The 24,101-nt window shown below is 42.2% G+C and carries 17 protein-coding genes and 2 pseudogenes; 8 read left to right on the top strand and 11 right to left on the bottom strand.

From position 1 onward, the window contains the following. The first annotated feature begins 104 nt into the window (after window positions 1-104). The 3 genes from ACM0OZ_RS40145 (at window position 105) to ACM0OZ_RS40135 (ending at window position 2,208) form a co-directional block, all read left to right on the top strand. Window positions 105-887 carry a ParA family protein gene (locus ACM0OZ_RS40145; RefSeq protein ID WP_414588451.1) on the top strand — a complete coding sequence of 261 codons (783 nt, stop codon included), beginning with the start codon at window positions 105-107 and terminating at the stop codon, window positions 885-887. Window positions 888-955: 68 nt separating this feature from the next. Next, window positions 956-1,885, top strand: coding sequence for a ParB/RepB/Spo0J family partition protein (locus ACM0OZ_RS40140; protein ID WP_414588450.1), 930 nt, complete (start codon window positions 956-958; stop codon window positions 1,883-1,885). A gap of 182 nt (window positions 1,886-2,067) precedes the next feature. Then, entirely contained in the window at window positions 2,068-2,208 is a 141-nt protein-coding gene (locus tag ACM0OZ_RS40135) for a DUF4277 domain-containing protein (RefSeq protein WP_414588449.1), read from the top strand. 43 nt (window positions 2,209-2,251) lie between these two features. Here the strand turns inward: ACM0OZ_RS40135 and ACM0OZ_RS40130 are convergent. From ACM0OZ_RS40130 to ACM0OZ_RS40110, 5 genes and pseudogenes are all read right to left on the bottom strand, one after another. Then, window positions 2,252-2,587 (bottom strand): annotated as a pseudogene (locus tag ACM0OZ_RS40130) (transposase); the annotation flags it as partial. A 79-nt stretch (window positions 2,588-2,666) separates the two neighbouring features. Next, entirely contained in the window at window positions 2,667-5,000 is a 2,334-nt protein-coding gene (locus ACM0OZ_RS40125) for a hypothetical protein (RefSeq protein WP_414588448.1), read from the bottom strand. Window positions 5,001-5,012: 12 nt separating this feature from the next. After that, window positions 5,013-7,253, bottom strand: coding sequence for a hypothetical protein (locus ACM0OZ_RS40120; RefSeq protein ID WP_414588447.1), 2,241 nt, complete (start codon window positions 7,251-7,253; stop codon window positions 5,013-5,015). A 108-nt stretch (window positions 7,254-7,361) separates the two neighbouring features. Continuing rightward, window positions 7,362-10,055 (bottom strand): FHA domain-containing protein, encoded by a 2,694-nt coding sequence (locus tag ACM0OZ_RS40115; RefSeq protein ID WP_414588446.1) that lies wholly within the window; start codon window positions 10,053-10,055, stop codon window positions 7,362-7,364. A 634-nt stretch (window positions 10,056-10,689) separates the two neighbouring features. Next, complete coding sequence (locus ACM0OZ_RS40110) at window positions 10,690-12,660, bottom strand: serine/threonine protein kinase (RefSeq protein ID WP_414588445.1); 1,971 nt, start codon at window positions 12,658-12,660, stop codon at window positions 10,690-10,692. 173 nt (window positions 12,661-12,833) lie between these two features. Here ACM0OZ_RS40110 and ACM0OZ_RS40105 point away from each other — a divergent pair, with 173 nt between their 5' ends. Both ACM0OZ_RS40105 and ACM0OZ_RS40100 read left to right on the top strand, forming a co-directional pair. After that, on the top strand, window positions 12,834-14,096 hold the full coding sequence (locus ACM0OZ_RS40105) for a DUF4255 domain-containing protein (RefSeq protein ID WP_414588444.1): 1,263 nt from the start codon (window positions 12,834-12,836) through the stop codon (window positions 14,094-14,096). Between the two features lie 731 nt (window positions 14,097-14,827). Continuing rightward, the gene (locus tag ACM0OZ_RS40100; RefSeq protein ID WP_414588443.1) at window positions 14,828-15,823 is read left to right on the top strand and encodes an FHA domain-containing protein; all 996 of its coding nucleotides are present in this window, start codon (window positions 14,828-14,830) and stop codon (window positions 15,821-15,823) included. Between the two features lie 165 nt (window positions 15,824-15,988). On the opposite strand, the gene ACM0OZ_RS40095 is transcribed toward ACM0OZ_RS40100, so the two are convergent. Continuing rightward, the gene (locus ACM0OZ_RS40095) at window positions 15,989-16,162 is read right to left on the bottom strand and encodes a hypothetical protein (protein ID WP_414588441.1); all 174 of its coding nucleotides are present in this window, start codon (window positions 16,160-16,162) and stop codon (window positions 15,989-15,991) included. Window positions 16,163-16,568: 406 nt separating this feature from the next. Here ACM0OZ_RS40095 and ACM0OZ_RS40090 point away from each other — a divergent pair, with 406 nt between their 5' ends. After that, a complete protein-coding gene (locus ACM0OZ_RS40090; RefSeq protein ID WP_414588439.1) occupies window positions 16,569-18,551 on the top strand; it encodes an ATP-binding protein in 1,983 nt (660 codons plus the stop codon). A 263-nt stretch (window positions 18,552-18,814) separates the two neighbouring features. On the opposite strand, the gene ACM0OZ_RS40085 is transcribed toward ACM0OZ_RS40090, so the two are convergent. Next, window positions 18,815-19,045 (bottom strand): type II toxin-antitoxin system HicA family toxin, encoded by a 231-nt coding sequence (locus tag ACM0OZ_RS40085; protein ID WP_414588438.1) that lies wholly within the window; start codon window positions 19,043-19,045, stop codon window positions 18,815-18,817. Next, the gene (locus tag ACM0OZ_RS40080; protein ID WP_017316885.1) at window positions 19,042-19,278 is read right to left on the bottom strand and encodes a type II toxin-antitoxin system HicB family antitoxin; all 237 of its coding nucleotides are present in this window, start codon (window positions 19,276-19,278) and stop codon (window positions 19,042-19,044) included. Before ACM0OZ_RS40080 ends, ACM0OZ_RS40085 begins: the two co-directional genes overlap by 4 nt. Before the next feature lie 974 nt (window positions 19,279-20,252). Here ACM0OZ_RS40080 and ACM0OZ_RS40075 point away from each other — a divergent pair. Next, window positions 20,253-20,840, top strand: coding sequence for a Uma2 family endonuclease (locus ACM0OZ_RS40075; protein WP_414588437.1), 588 nt, complete (start codon window positions 20,253-20,255; stop codon window positions 20,838-20,840). 123 nt (window positions 20,841-20,963) lie between these two features. On the opposite strand, the gene ACM0OZ_RS40070 is transcribed toward ACM0OZ_RS40075, so the two are convergent. Together ACM0OZ_RS40070 and ACM0OZ_RS40065 are read right to left on the bottom strand one after the other, a co-directional pair. Beyond that, window positions 20,964-21,113, bottom strand: a complete 150-nt coding sequence (locus ACM0OZ_RS40070) for a hypothetical protein (RefSeq protein ID WP_414588436.1) — start codon at window positions 21,111-21,113, stop codon at window positions 20,964-20,966. 12 nt (window positions 21,114-21,125) lie between these two features. After that, window positions 21,126-21,667, bottom strand: a pseudogene (locus ACM0OZ_RS40065) (REP-associated tyrosine transposase). A 63-nt stretch (window positions 21,668-21,730) separates the two neighbouring features. Here ACM0OZ_RS40065 and ACM0OZ_RS40060 point away from each other — a divergent pair. Then, window positions 21,731-21,859 carry a hypothetical protein gene (locus ACM0OZ_RS40060; protein ID WP_414588435.1) on the top strand — a complete coding sequence of 43 codons (129 nt, stop codon included), beginning with the start codon at window positions 21,731-21,733 and terminating at the stop codon, window positions 21,857-21,859. Between the two features lie 142 nt (window positions 21,860-22,001). On the opposite strand, the gene ACM0OZ_RS40055 is transcribed toward ACM0OZ_RS40060, so the two are convergent. Then, window positions 22,002-23,897, bottom strand: coding sequence for a hypothetical protein (locus ACM0OZ_RS40055; RefSeq protein ID WP_414588434.1), 1,896 nt, complete (start codon window positions 23,895-23,897; stop codon window positions 22,002-22,004). Window positions 23,898-24,101 lie beyond the last annotated feature (204 nt).

Below are 24,101 nucleotides of genomic sequence, written 5' to 3'. Positions count from 1 at the left end.
AGTCCTTCAATGAAACCGCAGAAGGTTTTAATGAAACAGTTGAACGATGTGTTTTAACCCATCCATCATCTGACACAATAAATTAAGTTGCCGTAACTAACATCATGGCGTACAAAATTACAATTTTTAATATGAAGGGAGGAGTTGGCAAATCTGCTACTGCAACCAATCTGGCAGATGGGATCTCCCGATTTAAGAAGAAGAAAGTTTTATTAGTGGATATTGATCCCCAGGGAACCTCTAGTGCTTCCCTTGGCATTGAAATTTGGAAACTAGAGACTCAACTGAAGGATGTTCTTCAGAGCGATTCTACCACTGAGCGAAAGCAACGCCTCAAGAGTGCGATTATGAAGGTTCGTGGCTGCCAAGTGGATATTTTGCCATCCAATATTTTGCTTGCAGTTGAGGAACTGCAAATTTCCGGATTGCCTGGACGAGAGAATTTACTGAAGCGAACGCTGGCTGAGATTGATAGTGAGTATGATTTCACCCTAATTGATTGTCCACCTAATATTGGTGTGTTCTCAATTAATGCGTTGAAGGCAAGCGATGGCGTGATTGTTCCTGTTGATATGAGCTATGTTGGGCTCTTGGGAGTTCAGGGAATTGAATACGCCTTTAATCTGGTGAAAAATTTTTTAGACCATCAAGTGAATGTTTTGGGTGTACTCGCCACTAAATTTGACGGGCGGCAGAAAATCAGCAAAGATGTATTGACATCTTTACAAGAGCATTTTCAAGAACGTAAGTTCAAAACAGTCATTCCTACAACTGTACGCATTTCAGAAGCTCCTAGTTTTGGAGTATCAATCTTTGAACACGATCCAAAAGGCACGGGAGCAAAAGCATACAAAGACCTGATGAATGAGTTGCTTAAGCGCATTTAAAATACTGAGAGTGCTGTCATCATTTTTTTCCAACAACGTTGTCAGAAAAGTCTCCAGGAGTTATGACTATGTCTAAAAGAGGTCTAGGCAACAATCCTTTCAAAGCTGACTCGACAATGAGCATTTTTAGCCCAACAGCTTTGACGGTCGCAGATGTTGAGCATTCTATAACTGTTAACATATCAAGCATTCAACTACCGGCTCAGCAACCCCGTCGCTACTTTGACCCGGAAAAATTGCAGCAGTTAGCTGAGTCAATCAAAACTCATGGAATACTGGAACCATTATTAGTTCGTCCACTATCGGACAAGTACTACGAGTTAGTAGCTGGAGAACGCCGTTATCGGGCAGCAAAGGAAATAGGACTGAGTGAGATTCCTGTAGTCGTTCGGGAAATGACAGATGTGCAGGCGATTGAACTGGGACTTATTGAAAATTTGCAGCGAGAAGATCTCAATCCAGTGGAAGAAACAGAAGGAATTATCACGCTTTTGGCTAATAAGTTGAATGTTCCTTCTGGGGAAATTTCTCAGCTACTACATCGTTTAGCTAAACAGCGTGGCAACAATGTTGTTGGAAATGAATCAACACTTCTTTTAGTCGAGTCCGTCTTTCGCTTAGTTGGCAAAATGAGTTGGGAATCTTTTGCTAGTCATCGCTTACCTTTACTCAACCTGCCAAACCCGATTCTATCAGCACTTCGAGCCGGAAAAATTGAGTATACAAAGGCTCGAGCCTTGGCACGAATTAAAGACCCTGTTTTGCTGGAGCAGCTTTTGAACCGGGCAATTGTAGAAAAATGGTCACTCAGTCAAATTCGTGCAGCCATTCAAGAGAATACCCAATCAATTCAACCAGAAGAAATCTCTCTGAAACAACAATTTGCTCAAATCTCTAAAAGATTGAAATCATCCGCAGTTTGGTCAGAGCCTGACAAACGTCAGCGACTACAGCAATTGCTCGACGAACTTCAACAACTAGCAAACATATTGTACTGAAAATCAGGGGTTGGGTAAATCCTGCTCAAAATTGCCGACAGTGCAAAATCGGGCGCTTGAGGAGGGTTTACTGCCAAAATTATCAAGAAGCGCCCGATTTGCTCTCGGAACGTGGATTCAAAATATAGTCATTTATAAACGGCTGGGCAATTTTGAGTAAGTTTAGTGAAGGAGGAGAAGTAGTGGCTCATATGCGTACGGGCAAAACATCACGCTTCTTAAATATCGACCATCTAGGATTGGTGGCTGAAATAATTGATGATCTCGGTTTAGTGGAACAGATAAATGAATTCTCCCGGTTCGCCCATTTTTTGATGAGTTAGGAAAAATAGGAGTAAATAAACATAGTGAACGATATATTCCTCAATCGACTAAAACAGCATAAAATAACCAAGTTCCCCAAATCTGTAGCTGAATACCGTTAAGAGAACCTGTCCATAGATAACTTAATCCCAAGAGATGTTTGACAGTATTAAAAGCATCTTCAATTCTCCAACGTCTTCGATATAAATCAGCCACTACATAGGGTGGTAAAATAGTGGGGTCTAGCACGCTAGTTAAATAAGAGTGCCAAGTTTTTGCTGAATGAATTTCGATGAGACGTAAGGTTATAAATGGAGTCTTCTTCGTGCCAGAACCCAGCCTTATTATGCGGTCTCGCAGAGAATAGCTGTCTGTAAATACCTGCTCAACTTTAATTGAGTGTTCACGACCTATTTAGGATTGCTGTATGCACCACTACCGAGTTTTTTACCTCCATGGTGAATACTGTATCGGCGATCTAAATATTTGAATTAGGAGCCACAGGTTGTGCAGCCGGCTGACCTTCATTGTTAATTTTAGGGATTACAGTTTCGGGTATTGAAACAGGTTTTTCAATAACCGTAATTGAAAAGATTTTATTATCCAAAAGTTCGCCAGATTTATCAGTCACAGTCAGTTCAATTTTGGGTTCTAAGGCTTTATTTGCCTTAATATTTTCTACTTTGCCTGAAACCCCTACCTTTCCCTGGATTGAAAGTTTAACGTTAATTTCTTCATCACCCTCAACTTTCCACTCCAAAATCAGAGGTTGACCGTTTTCCAGTTTCCGTGTTGGTTCGTCACTTCTATTAAGTCTGAAATAAACAATCTTCGTAGGCTTGATTTTGAGTTCAATCATTCCTTCAATAGATTTAGAATTAGGTTGTTCGCAAGACTTATAACAAGCTTGTAGTTCAAAAGAGTACTTACCTGCTGTGATAGGACTCGCCACAGGAACATTTGTACAATTGAGCACTCCAATTTGTGAATTACATAGATTTTTAGATTGAGTTTTAGATGGAATTTTAGACTGACCTTTAGGTAGATTTTTAGGTTGACTGACAGGCGGGCTATTGAGTTGACTGGGAATTGCCCAATTATTACCCTGTTTGAAGGTATAAGTTATTGGTTGTCCAACGGGTGTTTGACCATCTAGTTTGGTAACGATCTTAAGTACGGAAAGCTGTTTTGGATTTTTAATTTCCCAACTTAGAAGGATTGGTTCACCTTTGGTATAAGTATTTTTATTTGGGCGAACACTAACCACCTCTGGTGCAGGTAGGGCATCAATTTCAACTTCAGACGTTTTAGCAGTCACAGATTTACCCTTACCAAGGTCTGCTGTTAACTCAAAAGAATACTTACCTGGTGTTGTTGCATCTGTTTTATATTGATTGCAGAATAGCACTTTTTGTTGTGGCTGGCATATTGGTGTATTTAATTCCTCAGGAATTCCTTTTTCAAAGTCAAAAACTTTTGGCTTGCTAGGAACTGCTCCATAAGTTTTTAATTCTAGCTTTTTCAACTGCTCAAAATTATGTATGTTCCAACTTAAGGTTATGCGATTACCCTCGCCCTCTCGATATCTAGGGGAATCAGAACTAAAATTTTCTAATCTTAAAGGCTCGGGATTTAAGAGCCGCCAAATGATAAATCCTACCCCTCCAAATAAGCCTAAAATTATCAAAATTAGCGACAATAATTGCCAAATAGGACGAGATTGCCACACCAAAGTTCCCTTTGGAAGTGTTTCTGGAACGGGTAATTTTTGTATATCTTCGATGTCAATTTGAAAGTTGATAACAAGACCTTCCCCAAAAAATGGTCGCCGCCACCATTGATTGGGCTTAACCTCTAAAGACACTGCACTACTTTTACCGGGAAACACTTTTGTTTGTGAATTTTTGTATTTATACGTACAAAAATCTTCTTCATCGCAACTTTTGGCACTCACTCTCAATTCGCGTACCAGATTGCCTTGGTTAGCGATTTTTACCTCATACTTCCCAGAAGTGCGACTGACTTTTCCCAAAAGGGTATTCAACTCTACACCCAAATAATACGTTTCTGGAACTTGTATGTATACCAAATCTAGCAGAACTAACTCTGGAGAGTTGCGAGAATATAGCCGGATTGTAGGGGAGTAACTACCAGCAAGGGTATCAGCAGGAGGATGAAATTGCAAAAAGATTTGACCAACCGAACTGGGGTTGAGTTCTAGCTTGTTTCCATCTGATAGCAATCCCTGTGCTTCCAAACCAGTTGCAGGATAACGAATCGTAATCCAATCTTCTTCAAAATCTGGACAAACTAAGCGGAAACTGTCTACCTGCAAGGAGCGATTTTCAACTGTAGCAACAATCTGTAAAGGATTGCCCTTATAAATAAGTTGGTTGTAAGGGTTTGTGGTGGGCTGGAGTGAAAAAGTCGGGTCATTTGCTCGAATCGCAGTCTGTTCTTTCAGCAGAACCCTAACTTGGCGAGCAAAATGTATCGGTGTATTTTGTGGATAATGCTCGGGGGCATCTACAACTAGAGTATAGTGATAAGTTCCCGGTTGAGCGTTAAAAGGGATTTGAAACTTAAAAGTCACCTCGTTACTTTGTTGAGGACTGAGTGCCAAACGTTCGCGAGGAGGAACAGACGACGGATCAATGTTTTGAAATCCTTCATCAAAAAAGACATCTATAATAGCACTTTGGTCACCCTGATTTATGATGACAGCATAAACCTCCAAGGTATCACCAGGCATCCCATCTTGAACGCCTGGTGGATTAATAATGACATCCAATGGGTTGGGTTTGGCTTGCATCCATCGACTCCATTACTTGATCGAGTGTAATCTTACCCGGTGATCTACACCACCACTGACGACTTTGCTTTTTGAATCCGCCGAGTCAATAGCTGAAAATCCAAAAGAATTTTGGTCAATTTCCTTACCTTTTGAGATTTTTTTGTCGAGCTTTCCTTCTGGGGTTAAGTACCAAAGCATGACGCGTCCGTCATCTCCACCACTCACAAGTTTGCCCCCATCATCTCGATTGAAGTTTACAAATGCGATACTGCGTACCGCAACACCACTACCTGCATCCCACGAATCAACTTGCTCGGCACAATTTTCCTGAGTCTGTTGTTTTGAAGCAGCGTTAGTCAAGCATTGCCTTAAATCCCATATTCTAATGAATCCAAAAGAATCAGACGTTGCTAAGAGATTGGGAGAACCCGGAACAAAGGCTATGCTGTGAATATACTTGTCTTCGTTGGTGTCTTGACCATCACGTGCTTTTTGTTCTAAAACATATGGAGATTTGGTGTTCCAGTTGGAAATTATAAAGAAACTTCTATAGCTACCAGCAGCCACTAATATTTTTTCATTGTCGGGGCTAAGAGCTAAAGCTTGTATTTGGTAACTTAGGTTAAGTTGTTTTTGTAGGTCAATAATGAGTTTATAGTTGGGAGCGAACTTACCATCGGTAGTTATTTCCCGCAACAATATCTTACCACTGCCATCCCCGCTCAGGAGCGAACGGGAGTCTTTAGTAAAGAGGAGGTCAAAAACTTGAATTTTTTTTCCGTTAGCGCCAGCTAAGTTCACTTTTTGTATTTGCTTTTGTGTACGCAAATCCCACAGTTGAATTTCCCCGTTTTCCAAACCTGCTGCCACACGGAAGCTATCTTCTGGCATGAAGCGCAAGGAATACACCGGAACATTAGTCACTCCCAACAAACCTGTGGGATTTTGAAGTTTGCCACAGGCAACAGGCGTTTTTTCAGATACACTTCGTTCTCTTTCTTCTCTTTTTGACTCTAAACTATTTGAATCAACTCTCCAACGCCGAAGCGTGCAATCGTCTGAACCACTGACAACCAATGTATGATCGCCATTAAAACGGACTACCCGGACGTTGTCAGTATGTATAACTGGTGGAATAAAGAGTCTTTGTAGTAACGCTAATACTGCTGCAAGTAGTGCTAACACTACAAGTTGCAACCACAGAGGAATTATCGGCAAAACCTGCAATTCAAGAATTTGGGTAGCAGGATCTGTACTCCCTAAACTAGGGTTAGACAATATGGATTTGGCTTCAAGAAATAGAGTTTTTCCCCATCCTATCCAAGGTCGTTTTGTTGTCACCTTTAAGAGAACTGGAGTTGTTTCTCCTATATTAAGCTCGGCGTTTTCAGGTATCACTTGGAAATGGCATTTTCGGTAGTCTCTACCCTGAACCTCCACATTGACATATTGTTGTAAATTACTAGCATTTTTAAAGAGCAGTTTAAACGTGGTTGATTTAGACTTCCAGTTAGGCAACCATCTACGCGAGTTAGGAATAATTTGTTTTTGGGGCTGTTCTACACTAAACTCTACAAAACCTACTGGTAAAACTTCCAGAATGCCTTGAGCGTTTGCTGATATATTATCCTGGCTCGTCGTCGCTTCTACTGTATATATATAGTCCTGGCTGAGGACTTTATTGGCTGATGGAGGTTGGCATTGAAAAGTTGTTTCTGCTTGACCTAATGGATCTATCATCACCCGTCGTTGTAAGGGTTTAACTATCCAAGACGGATCGAGATTGAGAACATTGAGAACAACATCAATTGGTCTTTGACCTAAGTTTCGTACCCGCACTGGTACATCAACAGAATTTTGAGGATAAACTTGGATGCGTACCACAGGGAATTCCACCCTTAAAAGGGTAGGTGTGTCACCCTGTTCAATTTTTAAACGCACAACCAGCCTAGTTTCTGTGCGTAATTGAGGCGAATAAATTCTGACTGTGAGGTTGACCGTCCCCACAAATCCAGGTACTGGAGTGTCTTGAATAAGGATACGGAATGGAGTTGTACTGCCGGGAGGTTGTGCTGAAGCGACTTCTGGTGATAACATATACCACCGATATCCCGGAGTATTGGTAGATCCAGCTGCAAGAATTTCTAGTTGAAAATCAGCAAACTGATTGCTGTCATTGTTAACAATTACATCAAACCAAGCTGGTTCGCCACCTGGTTGAAAGGTTACGCTTTGAGTTGAAACACTGGCACTGATCAAATGATTTCCCATACAGCGATTATTTTATGCTTTAACTGAAGCTGATTGCACAGATGAAACAAATTCCCAAGCTTTTTCACATTGGAAACAGAGAAATACACAAGTCTAATGTCGTGTCTTTTACTGAATGATATCCTTGTGCTGCTGCACGCTTAAAAGAATACCGAACATAGCCAGTACAATTAAGCTTAAAGCCATCCAATGCTTGGTGACATTTACCTTAAAAGTTTCCCCATAATCTTGATAAAATCTGTCGATGACTGCTTCTGCTGCTCCAATGGCAGTCTGATATTTTTGCTTCCAATCACTGTATTGATTTTGCCAGCTTTCTATCTCTCGATTGTATTTATTAACCTTCTCCTTATATTCTGATAACTTTTGCGGATCGCTTGGTGGATCACCGGGAGAAGTTGGCTTCTGTGGTTCTGGTTGAGCCACGACAGGATCGTATTTGGCTTTCAATCCAGGAAATTTACAACTTTGGAAAAGTTTTGTACCCAAACACTGGCAGCGTTGATTCTTTTCTTGGTCTGTCAATTGTTTGCGCTGGGCTTCTGATAGTCGCCAGCAGTCATCCTCAGCAACGTCGCGACCTAGTTCAGTAGTTGTGACCAATGCTTCAAAAGACCACTTTGTGAGGGTAATATGGTTAATAAGTTGACCTGGCACACCAAAACTTTTGATAGGTAGCATTCCACCACCAAAGGTGATTTGGGGAACTAAGAAAATAATTGTTAGCAAGGGTGCTATGTTTTGATTTGGTGATAAAGCTGATACTAGTAACCCCATCACCATCCCAGCAATTGTGGCAAGTACTAAGGTCACATACATATTCGCCAAAGTTTCTGCTCCACCAGGAATCTCTACGGCTAGTTTCTTAGTAAGTAAAAAAATCCCTGCTTGATACAAAGCCAGTAGCACCCCAATCCAGACTTTAGAGAGGATGTAAGGTAAAATTTGCAACCCAATTGTGCGTTCTCGCCGATAAATTTCCACTTCTTTAACAATTTCGCGCATTGTTGTCAGATTTCCCACCAGGACGGCAATTAGAACTGCCACAAAGAGCATGGTAATTGCCTGACCTGCATCTCCCTCATAGGGATCAAATAAAGTTTTTTGCCAAGTGATAAAGTCCAGTATTCCTAAAATGGGTGCGATCGCCAGCGTCAATATTAAGCTTGCGCGATCGCGCATCAAAATAGCTAGATTCCTTTGCGATAAGATGACAAATTGCTGCCAACCAGATATGTTCTTTGTTTGACTGGCTGACTGTTGCTGCTTTGGTCTTCTTACCTGCTGTGGGTCACTTTGCGGCTGTGGCAAAATACTTTGACGCTCAACAACGTATTTTTGATATTGAGGCGACTCTTTGTAGCGCTTTTGCCACTCTTCTGGTGAGAGTTCGTCCTCGACCTTGTCGTAAATTTCATCAAACTCCTGCACTCCAAAGTATTGGATTGCTTCTTGTGGCGGTCCGAGGTAAGCAACTCGACCTCCTTTAGCTAAGAAAACTACGAGGTCGCACATTGTGACATTTTTAGTCGCGTGAGTGATGAGTAAAATGGTGCGACCTTGGTCAGCCAATTTACGCAAAAGCCGCATAATTTGAGCTTCGGTTCCCGGATCTAGACCGGAAGTTGCTTCATCTAAAAAGAAGAGGCTAGGCTTAGTGAGAAGTTCCACACCTATGGAGACTCGTTTGCGTTGACCACCACTGAGACTTTTTACGGGAACATTTTGTCGGTGGGTTAACTCCAAATCGTCTAGGACTTCATTCAGGCGCTGTTGTCGTTCTGCATCAGTCGTATCAGCTGGCATTCTCAAACGGGCAGCAAAGTTAAGGGCTTGACGCACTGTCAATTCCTTGTGGATGATGTCATCTTGAGGAACATAGCCGAGTTGAGTCCGGTAAGCATTAAAATTTTTGTATAAGTCTGTACTATTAACCAATACAGAACCACTTGTGGCAGGGCGGAAGCCATTAAGAGCATCTAGCAGAGTTGATTTACCACCACCACTGACTCCTGCAATCACCACAAACTCTCGTGGCATAATTGATAACGAAATATCATTCAGTATTGTCGTGCCCTTATCCACGACTTTTCTGAGGTTGACAGCATCAAGTCGCAGATTTCCTTGTTCGTCTTCTCGTATAATTTTTTCATCCGTATGTAAGACCATGCGACTCGGTCCTATGCGGATGGTGTCTCCTGCTCTTAAAAGTCGAGCCTCATGAATTGGCTTAGCATTCACAAAAGTGCCGTTAGTCGAACTTAGGTCAGTAATGTAAAGCGAACCATCTTTTCGTTCTATATGGGCGTGGAAACGCGATACTGTAGGATGTTCAATGGCAATATCGTTTTGGCGATCGCGTCCTATGCTAAAAGAAGAGCGTCCTCGTAAATCCAGTACCGTGGTTGGTAAGGCTATGGCAGTTGAGTTTGCAGGGAGTTCAAAGACTGTAGCCTCTTGTCTGTTAACAGACATCTGCGGGAGTAGCACATTGACATCCGTCAAAAAACGCACGTCAAAAGAGCCAATGCGGATCGTGTCTCCATGAACAAGGGGGATAGGTACTTGGGGGTTAACTCTATCTTGGTTCACCCATGTACCGCAGTAACTGCTGAGGTCTGTAATAAAGTAGCGATCGCCATTCCAATTAAGTTCGGCGTGATACCGAGAGACATTGGGTTCGCTCAAAACGACAGTGTTTTCTTCTTCACGACCTATACCTACAACGTTCTGGTCGAGTAAGAATTCCTTTTGCAATTTATCGTCTTTAATAATTTCGAGTCTTGCGCGAAGTACCGACATAGACTTAATTTAGGAACAATTATATGAACAGAGACCCAATTCGTTTACCAGTAAAAATGTACTGGTAACGGTGAAGATAATTGTTAATAATTTTGTATTCAAGCGGAAAGCCATATGAACTCCTTCAGGGGAGAAAAATCGCTAATAATTTTATTTAAAGATTTATGTTTAGAGTTCGTAATATTTGGTTTGAGTTTCTCAGGATTATGCTACACAAGAAGCTTTTTCCATTCCGAAAGAGGCTTACAAACACAGTATATTATTGAAAGTTCTTCAATAATATACTGTGTCGTTCTCATAAAAATTATGCAAAAGTCTAATATCCATGGCTGTGTTAAGCTATTACGCAGCTTATGATCGCATTTTCAACAATTGTCAAAAGTAGGGGCGCAATGCCTTGCGTCCCTACAAATCGTGTGGTTAATTTACGTAGTTTGCAAGTAAATAAACTACACAGCGACACCCAACTTTTCCTACGGTATGAAGGCATTTAGGTGAAGTAAACCATAATGTTTCGGGAATGTTTGAATATTAAGTTGTTATACTATTTCACGAAATGCCTGATAGAAATGATTGGTCTCTAATTCTTTCCCCGTTGCTTTTCCTAGTGAATTATACGAAAGTCAGCAAATCTCTAAATCTTTGCCCACTCTGCAATGCTTTGTTGAGCTTCTCGATAACGGGGACTCCTCTGTGGAATTTTGCGTGCTTCTTCAATTGCTTCTTTTAACTTATTTTCATTCGCTAATTTCCGTGCGTACTCTATTCGGCAAGAATTTAGGTATTTTTGAGCTTTTGTGTAAAGGTTGGAATCTGCGGGTATGAGTTCTGATTTAAAAATACACTCCTGATAGTTCCCCTGTTGCTTCTCATCGGCAGTTTTGCGAGATTGTGAAAGAGTGTATGCTATACCACCCACCACCACAAGCCCAATCCCGACTCCAAGGACTATCGCCATCATGGGAAGTTTGCGAGCTTCTCTCTGCTGCCCTGCATTTTGTTGTATATTTGTTTCCTTAACAGCATTTCTACTGTCTGGCTTTGAGGGAGGTTGCGGCTGAAATAGAGTTGGTTCTCGATTTTGACCGTTTGGTGGTTGTGAGGGTTGTTGTTGGAAGAGAGTATCTTCGCGATTTTGAGCGCTTGGTGGTTGTGAGGGTTGTTGTTGGAAAAGAGTATCTTCGCGATTTTGAGCGCTTGGTGGTTGTGGCGGTTGTTGTTGGAAGAGAGTATCTTCACGATTTTGACCGTTTGGTGGTTGTGGCGGTTGTTGTTGGAAGAGAGTATCTTCACGATTTTGAGCGCTTGGTGGTTGTGGCGGTTGTTGTTGGAAGAGAGTATCTTCACGATTTTGACCGTTTGGTGGTTGTGGCGGTTGCTGTTGGAAGAGAGTATCTTCACGATTTTGACCGCCTGATGGTTGCTGGGCTGGAGTTTGTCCTTCATCGCCTTCACCATCTGGCTTGAGAGGTCGAGCAATTGTTTGATTATTTGACTGTTCTGTTTGTGAAGACCGAGCTGCCGTTTCACTATCAAAATCCTCTGCTTCCAAAGGTCGAGGGACTGTTAAATCATCAGAACCCTTCATTTCCAAAGGTCGAGGGACTGTTTCATCATTGGAGCCTTCTGCTTGCTGTCGCGGTTGAGGTACGATCTCGATAGGTTGAGCTCTAGTCGCATAGTTAGTAGCGGCTTGTAGCGCTCTATTCAATTCTTCTACAGTTGCAAAGCGCTCGTCGGAATTTTTTTGCAAACACCTCATTACAACTGCTTCGAGTTCTGGAGACAACTGTTCGCACCCCGGTTGCGATCGCAGTGATTTAGGCGGTTCAGAGGTGTGAGCGAAGATCCAAGATGCTTCACTTATACTGCGAGGCCTAATACTAAAGCCAAAGGGATCTGCTGCACTTAACATTTCATAAAGGATGATGCCCAAGCTGTAAATATCTGCTCGCCCATCCAAATCTCGGTCACTTTTCAATTGTTCTGGTGCTGCATACCGAAATGTCCCGAGAAACGTACTTGTCAAATTTGTTTGGTCAGAAGATTCGTTCCTGATTTTTGCAATACCAAAGTCTAGAATTTTGACCCACTCTCCAAGTTCTGTTGGGATGATAAATATATTGTCCGGCTTTAGGTCACGATGAACTACCTGGATATGCTCGCTTGTTTTTGCTCCATCCCGCCATAGAGTGACTCCTTCATGAGCCAGTTGCAAACCTTGACAGACTTGGGTCATAATGGCTACACTTCGCTCAACCGTGAGTCGCTTTTCTTTTAGCAATAATTCTCGCAACGTTTTTCCGCGCAGATACTCCATCACGTAGAATGGAAAACCTTCTTCGGTGACTCCAGCGTCTATAATTTTGACAATATGCTCGTTTGGCAGAGCGGCGCACACTGCAATCTCACGTTCAAAACGCCTTCTCATTTCTTCAGAGGCTACTAAGGTTCCTTTTAGCAGTTTCAATGCTACCTCCTGACCCACACGCATATCGATTGCTTGGTAGACATCTCCCATCCCGCCCGCTCCCAGGCGCTTCTCCAAGCGATACCGCTTATTATCACCAATTAAGCGACCAATCCATGAATCTGAGGAGTTCATCTGGCAGAACCCATCCCATATGTTGAAGATTTTGTTTTAGACACAGTGAATGCTAACACAAAAGTTGGTTTGAGCGGTTTAAGGATAGATGAGCATGGTAATTTATCCTACAAAGGTCTAAATTTTTAGTCAAAATTTTAGCATTATTATTTATTTTTCTATGAGGAATGAGTATGAGTCATACACTCTCTTTAGTAGCTGTAACAGCAGTACTGAAAGATTTGTTAGAAAATGGATTGGTCAATGACTCGATCACTGCTAGTATTGGTGATGTCATTGTCACTGCCCTACCACCCGATCGCATTTCAGTAGGAACTGACGAGCGTGCTCAACTCAATTTATTTCTCTATCAAGTAACGCAAAATCGTAATGCTGACCGCATAGCTCAAGAAATAAGAGGGAAGCGCCTGCCAACAGTTAAAGAAATACGTTCTGCAAATCCATCCCTTGCCCTTGACCTGCACTACTTATTAACAGCCTACGGAGCCAAAGATTTTCAATCCGAACTTTTACTGGGGTATGTAATGCAGTTGTTGCATGAAATGCCAGTTTTGACCTCTGATATTATAGAGACAGCATTGAAAAATGCATCGGCAGTCAATACATCGAGTGTTTTGTCTCAAGCGCTCTCTTCTGTATCTGTCTGTGATTTGGCTGAAAACATAGGGCAAATCAAAATCAGCCCAGAATTTTTTAGTATGGAAGAGACCTCCAAGCTGTGGTCTGCTTTCCAAACAAATTATCGTCCATCAGCTGCCTATTGCGTATCAATGGTAGCGATAGAAAGCCGCAACTCTAATAGATCTTCCCATACAGTACCGTTATCAAGACCAATTGTAGAGGAAGTGACAGCCCGATCAGGGGCAATGCCAGAGGTTGTAGCTGGTAGTGTTCTACTGATTCGCGGAAAACAGTTGCGTGGCGATCTAACGCGGATACGATTAAGTGTTGTGGAGTCACTGTTAGAGCCTCAAGATGTGATGCAGTCCCAGGTTAACCTGTTACTGCCACCAAATTTATCTGCTGGTATACATGGTGTCCAGGTTGTACACCTTCTGGGAGGAAGGGGTGTGCAATTCCAAGAAGTTGAATCTAACATTATGCCTTTTGTACTGCATCCAACGATTGCCGTGTCAAAGACTCACGTTCAAGAGGATGGTAATAAATTATATTTAGGAGAAATCTCTATTGAGTGCAACCCTAAAGTGGGAAAAGCGCAAAGGGTAATTTTGCTACTTTATGAGGTTTCAAGTCATGGAGCAGAGTCTTACTCGTTCCCCGCAGCCCCACGCAATGAGGATACAAAGTTGTTGGCATTTCCTGTCAATAATGTTAGGGCAGGAACTTATTTAGTACAGATACAAGTGGATGGGGCAGCAAGCCTCCTCCAAACCAATCAAGCTGGGCAGTATGATTCGCCACAGGTAATTATATGAGCAATCAGTGGTACGGCTTCCTACTCCCCACTTCAGAACGAACTGCCTTAAGTTTAGTCTACGCACTTGAAAATAGCTGTAAGTTAGTCGAGTGCTAGCCTAAGCGCGGGTTTTGTTTGGTGATGGTACACCACATTGTAAGGGCGTTCGCAGGCACGGCGTTCCGTGTACGTGAATTTTAATGAGTGAGGAGCAGCGAGAAAAATTCGACTTATGTCCAATCCCTAATAGTAAGCTTAAGTGAAAAAATAAATATAGCAATTCTAGTTGTGAACAATTCATTTGGGCAGTTAACAGTCAACAGTCTTAACTCAATATTCACGAATCCTCCACGGATTGCTATACCAATTACCATGCAACTTATATGTCGCGCTTAACAACTTAGGTTACGTAAAGAAAGTTTTAACTAGTCCAGCGCAGTATAAATAACCAGACAGTTGAAAACAACTTAAAACCCAGTCTATATATGTATTCTTCTCTCCTGACTCATGACCTTTTTTTGAATTCAAAATTCGCTCATTCATGCGTTCAAAATTTAAGAAAATTTTTTGAATTGACAGTTGGGATACAAGCCCCTGGCTTTAGCCATGGAAAACACGCCGAAAGTACATCCTTGCTTCAAGCCCCTAGCTTTAGTCATAGGGTATTATTTTTGAATTTTGAATTTTGAATTGTTTTGACTCCTATCTCTTGTCTCCTAACTTTCCGGACTAGTTAATAGAGTAAAAGCTATGAAAGTAAAAATTTTTAATTCCGCAAAAAATGTTGAAGTCGGCTTGCTAGACTTTGATGAAATATTAGCTCATAAAGACGTATGTTTAGTAGGACGTTCTCCCGACTGCGACATAGTTTTGGATAGTCCTGATATCAGTCGAGTACATGGTAATTTTTTTCGGCAGAATGGACAAATTTATTATGCTGACATTGGTAGCAAAAATGGCTCCAAAGTTAACGATAAGATGATAGAATTGAATCAAAATTACCTTTTAAATTCTGGAGATGTTATTGAGGCTGGCGAATTTGTCATTACAATTGCAGAAAGCATTGAAGTTCCTGAAGATGTCACAATTGTCAAAGCTCTGGATGTAACCGTAATTTCACCTAAGCGCATTAATGCGGAAGTTCAACCTGCTGAAAATTCTGGTGCTTTGGTTAAAGTGCCAGCGCCAAATCCTGAAGATAACGATCCAAAATACCAAACCAAGGCATTATTTGTCGCGATTAATCAACGCATCATATCAGAATTGAAAGCAGCAGGAAACTTGACACGGGAGACGTATATTAAAACAATACGTCAAGCTCGTGAAACAGTCGAGAATAAAAAGCTTATAGATCCAGAGGAACTCGAAAAAGAAGCACAGAAGTACTGGCAATCACTGTCAAAAGGGACTTCAACCCTCGGTAGCCGTTTGGGATCTGCTACTGTTAAGGGAGCTACAAATCTGGGAACTCGTCTGGGATCTGCTGCTAAAGCTGCTTTTAGTGCTGCTTGGAAAGAAATGACTGCTCCTAAATCTAATTCTGAAAAAGAACCCAGCCAGTCTCAGGCAATAAGTCATCCACCAGAAGCAATCATCTCTGAGGAAAATCCCATACAACCTTCTAATCCTGAGTTAAACGAGCCTACTGCCGAAACTAAACTACATCCCACTCGTTCTGAAGATACGAGTCATCTAAATTTGGAAAATCAGGTGAAAGATAAGCTTCCTGGAGAGCAATCAAACTGACCAAACAAGGCAAAAGCATGCCCTCGAGCGATAGCGAAGGGTTAAAAGTTAAAAGTCAAAAACCGGGTTTCTTTATTTTTTGTTGAGAAACTCGGTTTTTTCGGTCTTATTGAGAATAGTGCAATATCTGTTCTTTGAGTGCATACTTGTCTGACTAGGAAGATATCAATTGTGTTCGTCTTCCTCCTGTGGCTTACGTTTTTGTCGTTCAAACTGCTGATTAACAGTGTCTCTCACTTTTTGCTCAGCAGCGTTTGTCGCGTCATAGGTTACACGATTGATAATATTACTGAACAAGTTTCCAAAGAATCTCGTAATTTCTTGGATAATGTCTTGCATAATTTTATATCCCAAAATTATCACTTAAATTCTTAATTTTACCGTTCTAGAATGAAGGTAGCATAACTTAAATGTAGGTGACTATTAACCAAAGGTCGAGTCAATTAACAGTTAACGCTTAAGCGTTAACCGTTACCCTTAGCAAATAAGAATGCTTACATTAAACTTTTAGACTTTAGTCAATTTTTCCTACCGCTCCTCAACGATTAGTATTAGGGAATTGATTGCCTTTGCTTGCTGCTTTCAAGATGAACCCCACACCCACAACTCCTTGGTACAAAGTTAATAGTGACTATCTACATACAGCTTTGTCTGGAACTTACTTAGTACAGATACAAGTAGATCGAGGAGAAAGCCTGCTCCAAACCAATCAAATTGGGCAGTATGATTCGCTACAGGTAATCATATGAGTAATCAGTGGTACGACGCAAACCAACAGTATTTATCTGCATCTATAGCCTTGATAAGGCGTTTATTAGAGCAGTACGCCGTGAATTCGCTTAACCCTGCTGATAAATTAAGTAATAATGATAAATATGAGCAAGCTTTACAAAAAGCTGCTGAGGCTTTACCAGCCCCATCGGCGTTAGAAAGAATTTGTCAGATTTTTGGTCTCTCAACCTTTGAACGCGATGTACTTCTATTATGTGCGGCAATGGAGTTAAGCAATGACTTTGCTAGTGTATGCAGTGCAGCTCAACCAGAAGGGCAAAAAGCTTATCCTACGCTAGGTCTAGCCCTAGCGGCTTTACGGAACCCCCATTGGGATGCGATCGCCCCATATGCGTCTTTGCGTCGTTGGCGTTTGATTGAAATAGGAGAAGGTCATGCACTGACTCTCTGCCCGCTACGAATTGACGAAAGAATTTTACACTATTTATTTGGAATACAATATCTTGACGAACGGTTGTCTGGCATGATTGAGCCATTGCAATCTAGCAATGATTTAGTGCCGTCACATCAAACTGTAGCAGAGAAAGTAGCAGCCGTTTTATTGCAAACTCCTATCAAGGGGGCATTGCCAGTTATCCAATTTTATGGTATTGAATCTGCAAATAAACGTGATATTGCAGTCACGGTGTCTGAGATGTTGGGTTTGCAGCTAAACGCAATGTCTGCACAGGTAATTCCGGTGAGACCAAATGAGTTAGATAATTTTATTCGTTTGTGGAATCGGGAGATACTTTTAAGTGCGAGTGCTTTGCTGATAAACTGCGATGAATTAGATACAAGTGACGTGGCTCGTGTGAGGGCGATCGCACATGTAATTGAGCGTTTGAACGGTGTCTTAATGATTACCAGTCGAGAAAGAATGACTGTAAAACAACGCCCAGCAGTTAGCTTTGATATTCACAAACCAACTTTAGAAGAGCAAGGTGCAGTGTGGCGAGAAGCACTCAGTGATTTGGTTCCCCAATTAAACGGTTCGGTCAACATTTTGGTGAATCAGTTCAACTTGAGTGCCGTCAGCATTCAAGCCGCTTGTGCGGAAGTTGCAGGACACTTAAGCCAAAAACCGGAAAATGATGATATCAATAACATTTTATGGGATGTCTGCCGAATACAAGCACGTCCGCGTTTAGATGAACTCGCCCAGAGAATTGAACCAGCGGCTGGTTGGGAAGATTTAGTGCTACCGCCGTTGCAGAAACAGATATTGCATGAAATAGCAGCCCATGTACGCCAACGAAGCACTGTATATGGATCGTGGGGATTTGGTGGCAAAAGTGCCCGGGGATTGGGTATTACCGCCCTTTTTGCAGGTGCTAGCGGTACAGGTAAAACTTTAGCGGCGGAAGTTCTGGCGTCGGAGTTGCGTCTCGACCTTTATCGTATTGACTTGTCTTCAGTTATAAGTAAGTATATTGGCGAGACAGAGAAGAATCTCAGGCTCGTCTTTGATGCCGCAGAGGAAGGCGGGGTTATTTTATTATTTGATGAAGCTGATGCGTTATTTGGCAAGCGCAGTGAAGTTAAAGACAGCCGCGATCGCTATGCCAATATTGAAGTCGGTTACCTATTGCAACGCATGGAAGCTTACCCCGGCTTGGCAGTTTTGACAACCAATCTCAAGAGTTCGATAGATACAGCATTTCTCCGCCGGATTCGCTTTGTCCTTCAGTTTCCCTTCCCAGACACTATTCAACGGGCTGAAATTTGGCGGCGGGTTTTCCCAACGAGTACTCCTACACAAGGGTTAGACGCGATGAAGTTGGCAAAGCTGAGTGTTGCAGGGGGTAACATCCGCAATATTGCTCTCAACGCGGCTTTTCTAGCTGCTGATGCTAGGGAATCTGTGCAGATGAAACACTTGTTACGTGCAGCTCAAAGTGAGTATTCCAAATTGGAGAAACCTTTAACTGACGCAGAAGTTGGTAGTTGGACTTGATCTAAAGTTTAGACTGAGGTCGATAAAGGTAGCAGATTCAACCTCTTCATTACCTACAGCAGCTTCAGATAAATGAGGTACATCTACAGTGTAGGGGCAAACTGCCATACTCTAGGCTACGGCAAGCCGCTTCGCGTCTACGCGAACTCCTAAAGGCGAACGCCCCTACTGAATTGCAAAGCGCTGTAAGTTATTAGTCATGCGATCGCTGATCTTATTGGTTGAGTTGAGTACCGACACCAAACAATAAAATTACACCTAATTTATTTTTCCAATAAATCAAAGAAAGTTTCCTTGTCAATACCAATATCCTGAATCATGCCCATTAGAGTCCCTTGTTTTAGGTCTTTTCCCGAATGAATAGGAACAACAACCCTTTTTCCATGACTATCCTTGTAAATAGCATGACTTCCCTTTTGACGATCAAGATAAAAACCTAATTTTTCGATGACCTTGATAAATTCTTTAGCTTTGACACTAGGAAAATTACTCATGCCAAGATACTTAATGGCTTAACAATTAAATCTTCTCTAGGAATTGGCTGATTATCAGCCTTTAAACTTTCAAGATATAATTCAATAGCTTCTGTAATATTCTCGATGGCCTCTTCAAAAGAATCTCCTTGAGAATGACAACCTTTTAGGATAGGACAAAAAGCGTGATAACCTCCATCTGATTCTTTTTCCAGAAGAACTGTGTAATTGTAAATTTGTTTATTGTTGTCCATATATTTTCAACTTAACTTGCGATCTACTTACTTTTAACTTAGACTGATTCTATAGGACTCCGATTTGATTTTTGAAAAGATACTGAGACTGAAAAGCCCGTTTTAACAACGCTTTATCTGAAATCCTGTTCAGAAATCAGACAGGATTCCTATATAATAAAGGCTTTTAGGTTATGTAGGTGAAAGCAGTGCGATAGCGTGTCAGAGTGCAATCGCAAGAGAGATGGGGTGAAAATGCGATCGCCCCACATGCGCCTTTACGTTTGCAGCTAAATGCAATCTCCGCACAGGTAGTTCCGGTGATACCAAATGAATTAGATAATTTTATTTATTTGTGGAATCGGGAGATACTTTTAAGTACGAGTGCCTTATACCACAATACGGTTCAGTTAAGGTTGATGTGTAAAAAATCATGTGTGTAGAGACGCGCCATGGCGCGTCTCTACATTGTGTTCCTGATAAGGGTTCTGGTCTTATTTGAATCGTATTGCCTTATACCAGGTTCGGTTGATTACTTATCATTCCTCAAGAACCCCACCCCACCAAAGCTGCGCTTAGGCTCCCCTCCCCTTAGCAAGGGGAGGGGATAAAGGGGTGGGGTTCAGTCAACGTGGGAATTATAACTAATTAGCCGAACATGATATTACTGATAAACTGCGATAAATTAAATACAAATTGCGTGGCTCGTCTAAGGGCGATCGCTCTAGCTAATAGACCTCATTATGAGATCCTAAATCTATGAGTAATATCGCTGCTATCGCACTCGCTCAACCCTCCTACATGAGCGATTGCGCGGAGCGCAGACGCCAAGGGCGTATCGCATTCCTTTTTACACTGTCACTACAAGAGCTTAGAAGATGAGAAAATCGCACGCTCATCAACTATTATAGGTTGAGCGATTGCTTGGCTCTTAAGACTGTCGCTACAAGAACGGTACTAAAATTGAGAAATATATTGCTGTCTGTACAGATAATATGAACACTAATACCGTTAGTTTACCTGCTCCCCTCGAATTAAATATTGACTTAACTGACGAGCAATTTTTTCAGCTTTGTCAAAATAACCGTGACTTAAGATTCGAGCGTACAGCTACAGGCGAATTAATTATTATGCCACCTACGGGAAGTGAAACTGGCGAACGCAATGCCGATCTAACTTATCAGTTAAGAGCTTGGAGTCGCCAAAACAACCTAGGAAAATCGTTTGACTCTTCTTGTGGTTTCAAACTTCCCAACGGTGCAGAGCGCTCCCCAGATGCGTCTTGGGTGAAAATGGAACGGTGGAATGCTTTGACTCAAGCCGAAAAAGAAAGATTTGCTCCTTTGTGTCCCGATTTTGTGGTTGAATCAATGTCTCCCAGTGATTCTCTGGAAAAAACACGCGCCAAAATGAGGGAATATATGGATAATGGCGCAAGACTGGGAGGGTTAATTAATCGCCAACAGCAGCAGGTAGAAATTTATCGTCCCAATCGAGAAGTTGAAATTTTACCAAGTCCACAAACTTTATCGGGGGAGGATGTTTTACCAGGTTTTGTTTTGGATTTGGCAGAAATCTGGTGAATATTTTTTGTCTATCACACCTGCCAAGATTGGCGATCGCACTAGGTTCTTGTTGGGTTTCATACTTCAACCCAACCTACAATTATCCTAAATTGAATAGTCTTGAATTATACTTAAAAGTTGCTAGATATTTAGCGATTTTACGGTGTATGTGGCGATCGCTTTGTTTTGCCAAAAACCAATCAAAAAAGCGATAACTTCGTTCAGCTGCGCTAACACACTCCTCATCATACCAATTCGTAGGTTGGGTTGAGCAACTGCGAAACCCAACATCACACCATAATTTCATTCATTTCCAATCCCTTCAATGAAATGAATCTCCTCCCCTTCACCCCAATTGACATCAACCAAACCCTGACGCACATAACGATGAAAACTAGAATATTCCCAATCCAATGGCTGTCGCACTAAACCATGTTTCACAGGGTTGTAATGAATATACTTAACGTGCTGAGTAAAATCTCGTTCATCCCGGATTAGGTGTTCCCAAAATCGACGCTGCCAAATGGCTTGCTCCTGTTTTCGTCGTCTCGATGCAGAGGGCTGTTGTTGGTATTTTGGATGACAACGCGGCTAAATTCACTTTTGATTAATCGCCAACGGGTTGAAAAGTCGCAGTCATTTTCGGGTAATGTCCAGATACAGTGTAAATGCTCTGGGAGTATAACAATCGCATCAATAGTAAAGGGATGATTTGTCATGACAGAGCGAAAAATCTCTCGCAGTAAGGCAATATTATCCGGTTCGCATAAAATTTTGCGTCGTTGGTAAGTGACGACGGTAAAAAAGTAAGTTCCCCCAGGTGTTTTTGCTCGACGATATTGCATCCGATTTCGTAGGTTGGGCTTACCGTCGGGACACCCAACTTTTCCTACGGTATGAAGGCGTGTATGTTAAAGTCAACCGTAATGTTTGGGGAATGTTTGAATCTTGAGTTGTTGGGTTTCATGCTTCAACCCAACCTACAGGCGATCGCCCGTAGTGCGATCGCACTTTTCCTACGGTATGAAGGCATTTAGTTAAAGTAAACCGTAATGTCTCGGGAATGTTTGAATCTTGAGTTGTTGGGTTTCATGCTTCAACCCAACCTACAGGCGATCGGACTAAAGTTTAGACTCGCACCGGGAACTAAAGTCCAGTTAAAAATAAAAAATGCTTCAATCAATCATCCAACTCCATCGGGTCATTTGCCAACTCAAGTAGCGACAACAGATCGTTGAAGGGCAACGACAGATTCTCTGAGGACAACGACAGCAGATCGTTAAGGTTTTGATCTGAGAGCGACGAGTAGTATTTTTTCCATTCACTAGGAACTTCTTTTGTTTGCTGCGGTGATTGCTGTACGTTGTCTAGAGAACGGGGATCTCGTTCACTAGGTATTAGCGTTCCGTCTTGTTTTTTTACAGCCCAATTAGGGTACCTCCCTTTGTTTCCCATTTTGTGGAATCCCGGCGACATCACCCTCTGCCCGTATTGCTCTAAGCGAGCATCATTTGTTGTCATCTCGTTCCCTGCTGGATGCTCGTTCGGATTATACACAGTTCTCAATTCGCCCGGCGGCCCGTCGAAATTGTTCGTACTATTTATTATTAAGCCGTGGTGGACTTCATGGCAGTCTGCACAGTCATTGTACGTTCCCCCTATGCGGATTACCCTTTTTTTGTTTTCATATCCTCTTGTTTTTGCCTTTTGTTGCCTTTCCTTTAGCGTTTGTTCCCATTTGGGGTTTGTCAGGATTTCATCGAAAATGCGCATCTCCCCATGTATGTTTTTGTTTTCTGTCACCTCATATCCCTTGGCTGTGATATCGTTTTTCTCTACACGGGCCACCCACCTTAGGGCTTTTTGTGTTTTATTCTCTGCTCCTCGGTTTTCTGGAGGCTGTGTGTACCAAGTCTGATTCCTTATGGAATCCAAGACTAGATATGCAACGTCAATCAATTCAGAGTCCTGGAGTTGATGTTGTTGCGGAATTTTTGTTTGTGTTGTATTAACAGCCAGCATCATCTTTTTTCCTGTTACCATTACCGCTATATGCTCGTTTGGCCGAATTTTTTGGCGCGCAGCCAAAATTCTTTCTACTTCAACGGCCACCACATGGAGTGCCTGCATCTTTTCGTCACGCTCGGGGTTGGGCAAGCTTTCCTCTTCACCCTCGTTATTTTTAGGCACACGGAAATATCGTTCCACATATTTTCCTTTTTCCACCTCACCTTCCTTGTTTATGTTTAGGTCTGCCTCTTGGGCGAACGTTATTCTCTGTACAACCTCTTTTTTCGCCGTCCCTTTTCCGGCTTGTTGCGGCAACGCACACGGTGGCGGGGTTCCTCGCCTTTCCCTGTCAGCCATACTCCCTGCGAGTGTTCGCTTCATTTGTAAAGCTTTTGTTCCCATCACATCTGCTTCTCGCTCCAAATTCTTGTCATCATTTATCGACACGCCATTAATGTCTATCGTGGGTTTCACCTCCCCCTCCATCTGTTGTGCTGCATGCCCAAGTTCATGCGGCAGATGCTTCTCCTGCCCTGATTTCAGATGAATCTCTATCCCCTCTGTTGTCCTCTGTGTTGTCGCCAACGCATTTACCTTGTCAGGTTCCGATGAGTTGTAATTTACTTTCACATCATCCATCGGATGCCCTGTCACGATCTCCATTCCCTCCTTCAAATCGTCCGGCTCCTTGGATGCACGCTTCTGTATGATCGCAGTGGATGCACTAGAAACATTACGACTTATGTATGGGATACTGGCAAAGTTACGACCAAAGCGGGATGCGTGTTCCAGTTTTCTGTGCAACGTGCCACTCATTTTTGCCTGTAACACAGTGAGTTGTTCCTGTCCCTCTGAGGTGATAGTGCCATGCTTCGCCTGAAGCTTTAATCTCGTAGCTTCAAAATTATGCTGTTGAAATTCTTGATTCTCTGTTTCCTTCTGCAAAAGAGGCTTCTGTGATTGCGGTTGAGCTTGGGCAATAAAGGGGCGCGACTGCAACTGACTGAGTACTGGGTTTGAAGCAGACGAGTCAGCTTTTTTGTGGATGTGCGATCGTTTGTTCATTGCCAACCTCAGAACTTAACTGTGGGAAATCAAAACATTATCTCACCCACCATCGCCAGCAATCCATTAGACATTAGTCGAATATTTGTTGGCGCTCCTTCTTTACGATCGCACGCTCATCAAACTTCATACATAAGCGATCGCTTGACTTTTACAGCAATTTTCAGGTAAATAGACCACAGTGGTTGAACCAACCGAAGGTAT

Origin of the sequence: Scytonema sp. PCC 10023 (assembly GCF_963920835.1) — a bacterium.
In the GTDB taxonomy this organism is placed as follows: Bacteria; Cyanobacteriota; Cyanobacteriia; order Cyanobacteriales; family Nostocaceae; genus Kalymmatonema.
This window is presented reverse-complemented; position numbering and strand designations above follow the sequence as displayed.